This window comes from Corynebacterium sp. S5S1 (assembly GCF_001913985.1).
Taxonomy (GTDB): Bacteria; Actinomycetota; Actinomycetes; order Mycobacteriales; family Mycobacteriaceae; genus Corynebacterium; species Corynebacterium marquesiae.
On record NZ_MKXT01000022.1, the window covers coordinates 1 to 11,001 of the forward strand.

Sequence of the window (11,001 nt, forward strand, 5' to 3'; positions counted from 1 at the left end):
GTCCAGCTCAGGGGCGTATTTCTGAACCCAGCGGTAGATCGTGGCGTGATCGAATGGCACGCCCCGCTGAAGTCATCATTTCCTCCAGATCGCGGTAGCTCACCCCGTAGCGGCAGTACCACCCACTGCCCACAGAATGATGTCACGGGGGAAATGACGACCAGAGAAAATACCCAAGGCTGTGACTATTTCACGTCACTCTTCCTACTGCCCCAACTTTGCAACAGCACCATCCTAAAAGCAGCACGCCAGAATGGCTAATCATCTAACCTCGCCAACACATCCTGTCGTTTAGGCTGGGCTTTCTTTGCTCCAAGATCGTAGCAATTCGAGCAGTTCATCCTGTTGTGTACTGGACAGGTGGTTGAGGGCTTTTCGCTCAGCTGTGGCATGGGCTTCAACGATGGACATTATTCGGTCGTGTCCTTCTGGCGTTAGTGTCAGAGTTTTTCCTCGCTTATCGCTAAGATTCATTTCTTCATCAATGAGTCCTTGCTTTTTGAGCTTGTTAAGTCTTCCGGTAATTCCGGCCTTTGACAGAAGTAGGGCGTGTGCAAGTTGTCCCGGGGTGATGTTTTCCTGGCGGAGGATCGTTGCTAGAACATCGAAGTCGCCCGGAGCTAATTCAGCTTGTTCATGGATGGTCGTCACTTCGTTTTTGATTGCTCTTAACAGATGGGTGAGGCGAAGGGTTGTTTCCATTGCATCCACATCGACGTGGGGATTTATCCTCGTCCATTTGTTCATGGCTGTGGAGATGGGGTCCATTTTGTTCCTTTCGGGTTGCTGAAACTTAGTGTAGCGCTTGACAAAAGAAGTTCGGTAGCGAACTATATAGTTCGTCAGCGAACAACCAATGGAGATTTAAGATGTTAATTTCTGAACCCGAAATAGTGGCAGATGCTTCCTCCTCTCGCCTTCCGAAGGCAAGATTGCTGGTGGATGCCTCGGATGCAAAAGGAAATGTGAGTGTACAAAATATTCAACTTTTTGATGGGGGTGAGGGAGCCGTTCCACATTTTCATAAGATTTCGTGTGAGTTCTTCTACGTCACTAAAGGGGAACTGGAGTTTTGGGAGGATGGCCACATTTACCAGCTAGGTGCGGGTGATTGCGCATTGGTTCTTCCGGGTGTTCCTCATGCTTTTGGAGCCGCTAAGGGTAGCGATGCGGATGTACTGGTAACTATCGCACCCGGTGTGGAGAGGTTTGAGTATTTCCGTATCTTGGGACGGATAATGAGTGGCAAGGCGCCTGAAGATGAGCTTGCCCGTCGAGAAGATGAATTCGATACGTATTTTGTGGAAGCACAAGATTGGAAAGCGCATAGAGGAGGATAGGGAGCCAGAATCTACGTTGCTTGCACTCCGGATGTAGGGAGACCGGACTGCGAGCATTTTAGGAAGATTGATTATTGCCAATCATGTCGAATCGGAAATCGAAAGCAGATATACCAGTCCTACAATTGACAGGGTTAGCGTTTGCCGCTTTCTTGGCCATAATGACCGAGACCATTCCTACGGGGGTTTTGGTTGATATGGGTGAGTCCTTTGGAACGACAACGGGAAAAGTAGGACAGTTTCTAACCGCTTATGCAGCTGGATCTGTGGTGGCTGCAATACCGGTGATGACAGCAACTCGAAAAATGCCGCGTAAGCGTCTTTTGGTTATAGCTATCATGGGGCTTGGCGTTTTCAACGCTCTCACTGCTATTACTTCGTATTTGTGGTTAGCCTTTCTTGCTAGGTTTCTTGCCGGTATGGCTGGAGGCGTCGTTTGGGGCCTTGTGGCAAATTACGCTCGGAGTTTGGTCAGTTCGGAAAACCAAGGTCGCGCACTTGCCATTATCGGTTTTGGGCAGCCTTTCGCCTTAGCTTTTGGAGTCCCGCTTGGTGCATTAGGGGGTCAACACTTTGGTTGGAGATTGACGCTCGGCATGCTAACAGTTGCATCCATCGTTTTGGCGTTATGGATTATGTTTACAGTTCCTCCCCGGCCGGGACTTGTTGGAGATGGCCCAGGAACCAAAGTTCTTAAGAGATCGATTTTGATGCCTGGTGTGATGGGGGTGCTTGTAGCGCTCTTCGGCTGGACAGTAGCGCACAACATGGTTTACACGTACATTCAACCTTTAACCAGTGGTGTGGGAATAGCTCTTGGCGTAGATGTCGTGCTTCTATTTTTCGGGATTTCTGCGGGGATCAGTATTTTACTTACTGCTGTCGTTGTAGATAAGAGATTGTTCCTGACTGGTCTAATCTCAGGCGCGTTGATGCTTTTAGGATTCTTGCTCTTGTCGGTACCGGCAGCTCCCAACTATTTTTTCATTTCTGGAATAATCGTCTGGGGACTGGGGTTTGGTGGTGCACCGACAGTTCTGCAGACTGCCTTAGCCAGAAATGCAGTTAACTTGGCAGACATTGCACAGTCCTTTTTCGTTACTATCTTCAATTTTGGTGTAGGTATCGGTGGTGCGCTCGGAGGGGCAATATCGAGTCTTTGGGGTGTTTCTTCCCTTAGTATTGGTGCAGGGGTGATGTGTGTCTTAGTTTTCGGATTGCTCGTTGTGAGGAGTAGAGATTTTGGAAGGCAGCTTTGAGAGATAGGCCACACGCTCAGGCCGGGAAGTGCTTCTTAAAACAGGCTTGAACTTCCATCTTGAACATCACGCGTTGTGAAGTCTCACTTCAGTGTGCCAGTTTCCAGGGAGTGGATCCGGCAACGTGGCAAAAAGCGAATTGAACAAGTCTTCCAAACATGTTGCGCCACAAATCCGAGCAAACGCTTCTTGCTGCTTGGAGAAAACACCTTGTTGTAATTTTTCTTATTCCGTTTTCTATGCAGATGCCGGTTCCATCCGGTAATTCCCGGGAGATTTCATATCCGCAGCTCGGGATACGCTTCTTGAAAAGCAATGTTGAGCTGCCATCGTGAACATCCCACCATCGAAATCCGGAGATGGAAACCACAGAAGTTTCCACTCCGGCTCTTTTTATTTTTCCTAGTCGCTCCTTTTTCCTTAGTGCGCAGCATATCCATGCTCATCAATCATGTACTGGGTAGCAGTATTTAATTCCTGCTGGGAAATATCCCGCAAACTCGGCCCCGCCGCTGACCCTCCCCAGTGGTCGTAGTAGCGGGGGTTGGGGTGGAGTTCGGATAGTCCTGCGAAGTGCTCATAGCACTAAGGCAACCACACCCACGCCCGCTACGAAAGGCCAACCACACTAACCTTGTGGACAACCCGCACAGGGCTAGTGTGGTTATCCACAGAAATCCACGTTGGTTGCAGTGTTCGATAGCGTTTAGGTGGGCATGTCGGTATGGGCCTCTAGGTTTGAGGCCATGGGCTTTTTAGAAAACCTCCTCAACCGCTACGCCCCGCGCACACCGGGCAAGCCGGTCTTTGCGGTCATTGATGCCGAAACCACCGGCTTTAACAAGTGCTACGACCGCATCATTGAACTTGCTGCCGTGCACGCCGACGCATACTTCAATCCCGTCAACTCCTGGCACACATTGCTCAACCCTGACACCAACGCCGTGTCCACTACTCGGGGGCACCCCCGCCCACCTCGGCACTCAACCCTGCTGTGGGGGTTACTCGTAGCGAAGCGAGCTGAACATCCCGGTTTCCATGTGATAGGCGTTATGACAGTGAAATGCCCACTCACCGGGGTTGTCAGCGATCAGGTCGGCAATCATGGTTTCTCCGTGGCGGAGAAGGACGGTGTCCTTGCGTAGCCCGCCGCTGCCGGGCAGCGCCCACGTGTGGCCGTGGATGTGCATGGGATGGGGCATCATGGTCCTGTTGCGCATGACCATCCGCAGGCGCTGGCCCTCCTGCACGGTCGCGGAGGAGGATTGGCCGTCGGTGAGAATGCTCCATTCATACGGCATCATCTGCCCGCCCAGGTCGATGCTGACTTCTCGGTCTGGTGTGTCCTCGGGCAGGAGTGCACGGTCTGCTGGCTTCAGGGAGGACAGAAGCAGTCCGGTGGACGACAACTCGGGGAAGTCGACATCGGGGTGGGGGGCCTGGCCGCCGGCGGTGCGGATGACGGCGAAGGCACGGTCGTCCTTACCCACCGCCAAAGCCGTGAGCGGGAAGATACCGTCGTCGAGGATGACCTCGACGTCGACACGCTCGCCCACCGACAGGTAGATCGATTCGGTCTCCCTGGGTTGGACAGGGAAGCCGTCGGTGTGGGTCACGGTCATGCGGTGGCCACCGAGGGCCACCTTGAAGATGGTGTCACCGCCGGAGTTGATAAACCGCAGGCGGGCCTTGTCGCCCGGGCGAGCCTCGAAGGTCCGGTGAGCACGGGGGATACGTCCGTTGATGAGGTAGTGCGGATACATCACATCGCCGGCATCCCCGCCCAGTACCCGGTCCGGGGTGCCGTGCATCATATGGCCGTGACCTCCCATCCCCTTCTTCCCGTTATGGTCACCCGAACCCATTCCGGTGAGCTTGTCGAGCTCATCGTCGGGAGTGCCCTGAATGCCATCGACCCAGTCGTCGAGCACGATGGTCCACTCGACGTCCTGGTCCTCAGCGTCTTGCGGGTCACGGACGATCAGTGGGGCGTGGAGGCCGCGATCAAGCTGCAGGCCGGAGTGGGAATGGTAGAAGTAGGTGCCACCATGGGGGACTTCAAAAACATAGGAGAAAGACTCGCCAGGTTCAATGGGGTCCTGGGTCATGCCGGGCACACCGTCGGCTGCGTTGTGGAGTGCGATGCCATGCCAGTGGATGGAGGTGCTCTCAGGCAGTTCATTGGTGATATCGACCTGTAGGACGTCGCCGGCAGTGGCCTCAATGGCCGCATCCCCGGTGTCAGAGACGTATCCCCACGTCTTGGCTTCGATGCCGCCGATATCCAGAGAGAGGGGCCGGGCGTTCAGTGTCCGGCGCACCGTCGGCTCACCGAGCGCAGTGGGGGTGGGAGTGGGGCGAAGAGAGGAACCTGGTGCCGAGGCAGCGGGTCCAGGGTCGCTGGTGCAGGCGGCCACGGCCCCGGTGCCGGCGAGGACGAGCCCGCCGAGCAGAAACTGTCGTCGGGAAAACGCGTTCATCATGATTTAACCTTCCTTGGTGCAGGATTTCAGTGACACGGGAGACAGGCGCAGGTGAGGACCCTGCTGAGCCATCACGTCAGGCGCAGGTCTGTGACACAGGTGGCACCGTCGTCGGCGGTGGAAAACTCCGTGGTGCCGGTACGCCCCTGGTAGCTGACCTCAATCAGGCCGGTGGCATCATCGGGAAGCCAGAAGCCAATAAACCCGTTGTCGAAGGTGGTTGTCGTCTCGTCCACCAGCACCTCACCGGTCGCCTCATCGGTGATCGTGACCTGGATATCCTCATTGTCGAGTTCCCCCTGGCAGGTCGTGAGGCTGTGGTAGAAGCAGTCGTGGGTGGAGGTGAGATAGGGTGCGATCGAGACATACGTCTGATTGTCGGGAAGATCGAGCACAACTTCCTGGTCATCGCTCGAGAGCAGCAGTTCATCGGCACGTACTGAGGCGATCAGATCCGTGGGACGCTCAGTGACCTTCTGCCGGTCGAGGTGATCAATGATCTCCACCGCGTCCATGTCGGCCAGGCCATGGGCAGTCAGGAATGTGTCCTGCGACACCGTCCCATCGGCGGTGGGTTCCGGGTCGGCAGCCGAACACCCCGTGAGGGCGAGGGCAAGGGCGGCGGCTGCGATCGCTGCTCGTTTCACGTCAATCTCCTTGGATCGTGGTAAGACCATGAGAAGACACCGTCTCAAGGTCGATGCCATACCTTTATCTAGCACGGGTGCCTGACGGACTAGAAATCAAAAACCCTGTTCACAGCCTTATAACAGGGCGAAAAGGGGGTGAATTCGGTGGGCTGGGTCACCACCGGGACACCACCCCACAGCCGTGGGTGATGTACTTCTACCCGCCCCGGGTATGCGGTGCAGACAGTGAAATCCCTGGTGGCGCCTGCTGAACCGACCAGGGGAGGCGATGCCGCCGACCCAGGGTGGGACACAGGGGTGACGGCGGTCGAAGGGTGATGTTTGAAGATTTGATGAAGATTTCCCCGCCGGGTACTGAGCGAGGGTGGTATTCCCCCCTGGCCGGAGCGATACTGGGGTCTATGGCTGACCGCACACCGACCACCGCCACGCCCCCGGGGCGGGTGCTGGTCGTCGATGATGAACAACCCCTGGCTCAGATGGTGGCTTCCTACCTCATCCGGGCTGGCTTCGATACCCGCCAGGCGCACACCGGTACCCAGGCCATGGACGAGGCCCGTCGCTTTTCCCCCGATGTTGTGGTGCTGGATCTGGGGCTGCCCGAACTCGACGGCCTGGAGGTGTGCCGACGCATCCGCACCTTCTCGGACTGCTACATCCTCATGCTCACTGCGCGTGGCAGCGAGGACGACAAGATCAGCGGTTTGACCCTGGGGGCGGATGACTACATCACCAAACCTTTTAGCATCCGGGAACTGGTGACCCGGGTGCATGCGGTGTTGCGCCGCCCGCGCACCAGCATCACCCCACCGCAGGTGACCACCCCCTTGATCGTTGGGGACCTCATCCTTGACCCCGTCGCCCATGAGGTGCGGGTGGGGGAGACGACCGTGGAGCTCACCCGCACGGAGTTCGAGCTGCTGGTTGCCCTGGCCCTGCGCCCCGGCCAGGTGCTGACCCGCCACGACCTGGTCACCGAGGTCTGGGACACCACCTGGGTCGGTGATGAACGCATCGTCGATGTCCACATCGGCAACTTGCGTCGCAAGCTCGGCACCGACACCCGGGGCCGGGGGTTTATCGACACCGTGCGTGGCGTGGGCTACCGGGTGGGGCAGCCATGAATCACGGACCCGGCCTGACCTTCCGCTTCCTGGCCGCCCAGGTGTTGGTCGTGGTGATTAGCCTGCTGGTGGCCGCGGCCGTGGCCACGATGGTGGGTCCGACCCTGTTCCATGATCATATGTTGATGACCGGCCGGGAGGACCCCTCGCTGGAGCTGTTCCATGCCGAGCAGGCCTACCGGGGCGCCAACCTGATCACCCTGGCCGTCGCCCTGCCCACCGCCTTGATCAGCGCCCTGCTGGCCAGCCTGTGGTTATCGCGTCGTCTGCGCACCCCCCTGCAGGATCTCACCCACGCCGCTACCAGCCTGACGGCCGGCAACTCCCGTATCCGCGTGCCCGCCGGAAAAGCAGGCCCCGAGTTCACCACCCTGGCGCATGCCTTCAACACCATGGCCGACCGGCTGGAACACACCGAACAGGTCCGCCGCCAGATGCTCTCTGATCTGGCCCACGAAATGGGCACCCCCTTATCGGTGCTCACGGTCTACCTCGATGGTCTCCAGGACGGGGTCGTGGACTGGAATAATGCCACCCACACGATCATGGCTGACCAACTCACCCGCCTGACCCGGTTGATGGAAGACATCGACGATGTCTCCCGGGCCCAGGAACACCGGATCGATTTGGACCTGAAGGAGGAAGGGCTCGGGGATCTGCTCCATACCGCCGCTGCTGCCGCGGGGGAAGCTTATGCTGACAAAGGCGTCGATTTACAGGTCGAGACCATTACAGACACCGCCCGGGTGCTCGTGGACCGGCAACGCTTCGGCCAGGTGATGAGCAATCTCCTGTCGAACGCGCTACGGCACACCCCGGCCGGCGGGCAGGTCCGGATCAGCGTCCACCGACAGGGGGCGTCCACCGCGCTCATCCACGTCGCCGATGACGGCGAGGGCATCCCACCTGACCAGCTCGGACACATCTTCGAACGCTTCTACCGGGGGGATGCCGCCCGCAGCCGGGACAACGGCGGGGCCGGTATCGGTCTGACCATCTCCAAGGCATTGATCGAGGCCCACGGCGGCACTCTCACCGCCACCTCCCCCGGACCTGGTCGCGGAGCGGTGTTTGCCCTCCGCCTCCCGCTGTCCCCTCCCGAAAGTGAGGAGGCTGCTCGGTGACCACACCCTGCCCCGCGTGAGGGCCGTGCCCTCTACCCCTTGAAAATATACCCCCAGGGGGTATGCTGAAAATATACCCCCTGGGGGTATACGCTAGAGAGCGGCATCGCCGCACCCCACCGAACCGAAGGAGCTTTCCCATGATCACCTCCCCGCCCCGCCTTTTGCCGATGGCCTCCCACGGCTGCAGCTGTTGCGGACCTGCCTCACGTGCCGACACCGCCTCCACCCCTGCCACCAGCGACTCGTCAGCAGGAGGGTCCTCCCCTAGCTACCAGGTCACCGGCCTGACCTGCGGGCACTGCGCGAAAAGCGTGACCCAGGCCCTTCAGGCCCTCCCCCAGGTCGACGACGTCCAGATTGATCTCGCTGCTGGTGGTGTTTCCACCGTCACGGTCACCGGTGTCGTACCTCCGGAGATGGTTCGCCGGGCCATCGAGGAGGCCGGCTACACCGTCTTATCCTGATCAGTTCACCCATCATCTCGACCCCGGCCGGGTTGAGCGAAAGGAACGTCATGAGCACTCCCCACCATTCCGGCGATCACCATGGTGATCACCCCGCTCCGGAAACAGACCACACCCACCACCCGGATCATGCCAGCCACGAACACCACGCAGATGCCGACACCCACGGCCAGGCGATGCCTCACGATCACCCGCATTCCGCCCCGGACGAAGACCACCACGTTCATGGTCACGGCGAACACGCCGGACACAGCACCGCAATGTTTCGAGACCGCTTCTGGTGGTCGCTGATTCTGTCCATTCCCGTCGCTATTTTCAGCCCCATGGTCGCCCAGCTGCTCGGCTACCAACTCCCGGCATTCCCCGGATCCACCTGGATCCCCCCGGTGCTGGGCACGATCATCTTCGTCTACGGCGGAACGCCTTTCCTCAAGGGCGGATGGAAAGAACTGAAATCCCGCCAACCCGGGATGATGCTCCTGATCGCCATGGCCATAACCGTGGCGTTTGTCGCCTCCTGGGTCACCACTCTGGGGCTGGGCGGTTTTGACCTGGACTTCTGGTGGGAGCTGGCCCTGTTGGTGACCATCATGCTGCTGGGCCACTGGCTGGAGATGCGCGCTCTCGGGGCCGCGTCCTCCGCGCTTGACGCGCTGGCTGCCCTGCTGCCGGATGAGGCCGAGAAAGTCATCGACGGGACCACCCGCACCGTGGCCATCTCCGAGTTGGTCGTCGACGACGTCGTGCTGGTGAGGGCCGGTGCCCGGGTGCCGGCCGACGGAACCATCCTCGACGGAGCCGCCGAATTCGATGAGGCGATGATCACCGGCGAATCCCGTCCCGTCTTCCGCGACACCGGTGACAAGGTGGTCGCCGGTACCGTGGCCACCGACAACACCGTCCGCATCCGGGTGGAGGCTACCGGTGGGGACACCGCCCTGGCCGGGATCCAACGCATGGTTGCCGACGCCCAGGAGTCCTCCTCCCAGGCCCAGGCCCTGGCGGATCGGGCGGCGGCGTTGTTGTTCTGGTTCGCGCTGATCTCCGCTCTGATCACCGCGGTGGTGTGGACCATCATCGGCAGCCCGGACGATGCCGTGGTGCGCACGGTTACGGTGCTGGTCATCGCCTGCCCGCATGCCCTGGGCCTGGCGATTCCGCTGGTCATTGCGATCTCCAGCGAGCGGGCCGCGAAATCCGGGGTGCTCATCAAGGACCGGATGGCGCTCGAGCGGATGCGCGCCATCGACGTGGTGCTCTTCGACAAAACCGGCACCCTGACCGAGGGTGCGCACGCGGTCACCGGTGTTGCGGCAGCTGTCGGCGTCACCGAGGGCGAGCTGCTGGCCCTGGCCGCCGCCGCGGAGGCCGACAGCGAGCACCCCGTGGCCCGCGCCATCGTGGCGGCTGCGGCCGCCCATCCCGAGGCCTCCCGTCGGCAAATCCGTGCAACTGGTTTCAGCGCCGCCTCCGGCCGGGGGGTCCGGGCCACTGTCGATGGCGCTGAGATCCTCGTGGGCGGGCCGAACATGCTGCGCGAGTTCAACCTCACCACCCCGGCCGAGCTCACCGACACCACCAGCGCCTGGACCGGGCGTGGGGCCGGTGTGCTCCATATTGTCCGCGACGGTCAGATCATCGGTGCGGTGGCCGTCGAGGACAAGATCCGCCCCGAATCCCGCGCCGCCGTGAAAGCCCTGCAGGACCGCGGGGTGAAGGTCGCGATGATCACCGGCGACGCCCAGCAGGTGGCCCACGCCGTCGGTCAGGACTTAGGCATTGATGAGGTCTTCGCCGAGGTCCTGCCCCAGGACAAAGACACCAAGGTCACGCAGCTGCAGGACCGGGGTTTGAGCGTGGCCATGGTCGGTGACGGTGTCAATGACGCCCCCGCTCTGACCCGCGCGGACGTCGGTATCGCCATCGGTGCCGGCACGGATGTGGCCATGGAATCTGCCGGGGTGGTCCTAGCCAGTGATGACCCGCGGGCAGTGCTGTCGATGATTGAGCTGTCCCAAGCCAGCTACCGCAAGATGATCCAGAACCTGATCTGGGCCTCTGGCTACAACATCCTCGCCGTGCCGCTGGCCGCCGGAGTGCTCGCCTCGATCGGGTTCGTGCTGTCCCCGGCCGTGGGCGCGATCTTGATGTCTGCCTCGACCATCGTGGTAGCCCTGAACGCCCAGCTGTTGCGCCGCATTGATCTGGATCCGGCTCACCTGGCTCCGACCGAGTCGAAGGAGGAACACACCACGCCTACTCCGGCATCCACCGCCGTCCACTGATCCGCCACTTCTCTTCACTGCCCCATATGACCCTGAAAGGTGCTGTTGCAAAGTTGGGGCAGTAGGAAGGGCGACGTGAAATAGTCACAGCCATGGGTATTTTCTCTGGTCGTCATTTCCCCCGTGGCATCATTCTGTGGGCAGTGGGTGGTACTGCCGCTACGGGGTGGGCTACCGCGATCTGGAGGAAATGATGACTTCAGCGGGGCGTGCCATTCGATCACGCCACGATCTACCGCTGGGTTCAGAAATACGCCCCTGAGCTGGAC

9 protein-coding genes and 3 pseudogenes are annotated in these 11,001 nt (G+C 59.8%); 8 read left to right on the top strand and 4 right to left on the bottom strand.

What is annotated here, in order from left to right:
- Window positions 1-177: pseudogene (locus tag BKN05_RS08610) on the bottom strand (IS6 family transposase); the annotation flags it as partial.
- A 114-nt stretch (window positions 178-291) separates the two neighbouring features.
- Window positions 292-768, bottom strand: coding sequence for a MarR family winged helix-turn-helix transcriptional regulator (locus tag BKN05_RS08615; protein WP_239279319.1), 477 nt, complete (start codon window positions 766-768; stop codon window positions 292-294).
- 101 nt (window positions 769-869) lie between these two features.
- On the opposite strand from BKN05_RS08615, the gene BKN05_RS08620 reads away from it, so the two are divergent.
- From BKN05_RS08620 to BKN05_RS08630, 3 genes and pseudogenes are all read left to right on the top strand, one after another.
- Window positions 870-1,340 carry a cupin domain-containing protein gene (locus BKN05_RS08620; protein WP_239279318.1) on the top strand — a complete coding sequence of 157 codons (471 nt, stop codon included), beginning with the start codon at window positions 870-872 and terminating at the stop codon, window positions 1,338-1,340.
- Window positions 1,341-1,423: 83 nt separating this feature from the next.
- Window positions 1,424-2,599, top strand: a complete 1,176-nt coding sequence (locus tag BKN05_RS08625; RefSeq protein ID WP_255718269.1) for an MFS transporter — start codon at window positions 1,424-1,426, stop codon at window positions 2,597-2,599.
- A gap of 746 nt (window positions 2,600-3,345) precedes the next feature.
- A pseudogene (locus BKN05_RS08630) lies at window positions 3,346-3,480 on the top strand (3'-5' exonuclease); the annotation flags it as partial.
- A gap of 120 nt (window positions 3,481-3,600) precedes the next feature.
- Here BKN05_RS08630 and BKN05_RS08635 read toward each other — a convergent pair.
- Both BKN05_RS08635 and BKN05_RS08640 read right to left on the bottom strand, forming a co-directional pair.
- Entirely contained in the window at window positions 3,601-5,082 is a 1,482-nt protein-coding gene (locus tag BKN05_RS08635; protein ID WP_286688441.1) for a multicopper oxidase family protein, read from the bottom strand.
- 71 nt (window positions 5,083-5,153) lie between these two features.
- Window positions 5,154-5,729, bottom strand: a complete 576-nt coding sequence (locus BKN05_RS08640) for a CueP family metal-binding protein (RefSeq protein ID WP_049378083.1) — start codon at window positions 5,727-5,729, stop codon at window positions 5,154-5,156.
- A gap of 404 nt (window positions 5,730-6,133) precedes the next feature.
- Between BKN05_RS08640 and copR the strand changes: the two genes are divergently transcribed.
- The 5 genes and pseudogenes from copR to BKN05_RS08665 all read left to right on the top strand — a co-directional run.
- Entirely contained in the window at window positions 6,134-6,856 is a 723-nt protein-coding gene (gene copR, locus BKN05_RS08645) for a two-component system response regulator CopR (protein ID WP_100067814.1), read from the top strand.
- Window positions 6,853-7,980, top strand: coding sequence for a two-component system sensor histidine kinase CopS (copS, locus tag BKN05_RS08650; RefSeq protein ID WP_286688442.1), 1,128 nt, complete (start codon window positions 6,853-6,855; stop codon window positions 7,978-7,980). Before copR ends, copS begins: the two co-directional genes overlap by 4 nt.
- A gap of 140 nt (window positions 7,981-8,120) precedes the next feature.
- Window positions 8,121-8,447, top strand: a complete 327-nt coding sequence (locus tag BKN05_RS08655; RefSeq protein ID WP_150851786.1) for a heavy-metal-associated domain-containing protein — start codon at window positions 8,121-8,123, stop codon at window positions 8,445-8,447.
- A gap of 50 nt (window positions 8,448-8,497) precedes the next feature.
- A complete protein-coding gene (locus tag BKN05_RS08660; RefSeq protein WP_286688443.1) occupies window positions 8,498-10,732 on the top strand; it encodes a copper-translocating P-type ATPase in 2,235 nt (744 codons plus the stop codon).
- A gap of 92 nt (window positions 10,733-10,824) precedes the next feature.
- Window positions 10,825-11,001 (top strand): annotated as a pseudogene (locus BKN05_RS08665) (IS6 family transposase); the annotation flags it as partial.

Bases quoted from the DNA above. Each gene is read 5' to 3' on its own strand.
- BKN05_RS08615 (WP_239279319.1), bottom strand. From the start codon at position 768: ATGGACCCCATCTCCACAGCCATGAACAAATGGACGAGGATAAATCCC.
- BKN05_RS08620 (WP_239279318.1), top strand. From the start codon at position 870: ATGTTAATTTCTGAACCCGAAATAGTGGCAGATGCTTCCTCCTCTCGC.
- BKN05_RS08625 (WP_255718269.1), top strand. From the start codon at position 1,424: ATGTCGAATCGGAAATCGAAAGCAGATATACCAGTCCTACAATTGACA.
- BKN05_RS08635 (WP_286688441.1), bottom strand. From the start codon at position 5,082: ATGATGAACGCGTTTTCCCGACGACAGTTTCTGCTCGGCGGGCTCGTC.
- copR (WP_100067814.1), top strand. From the start codon at position 6,134: ATGGCTGACCGCACACCGACCACCGCCACGCCCCCGGGGCGGGTGCTG.
- copS (WP_286688442.1), top strand. From the start codon at position 6,853: ATGAATCACGGACCCGGCCTGACCTTCCGCTTCCTGGCCGCCCAGGTG.
- BKN05_RS08655 (WP_150851786.1), top strand. From the start codon at position 8,121: ATGATCACCTCCCCGCCCCGCCTTTTGCCGATGGCCTCCCACGGCTGC.
- BKN05_RS08660 (WP_286688443.1), top strand. From the start codon at position 8,498: ATGAGCACTCCCCACCATTCCGGCGATCACCATGGTGATCACCCCGCT.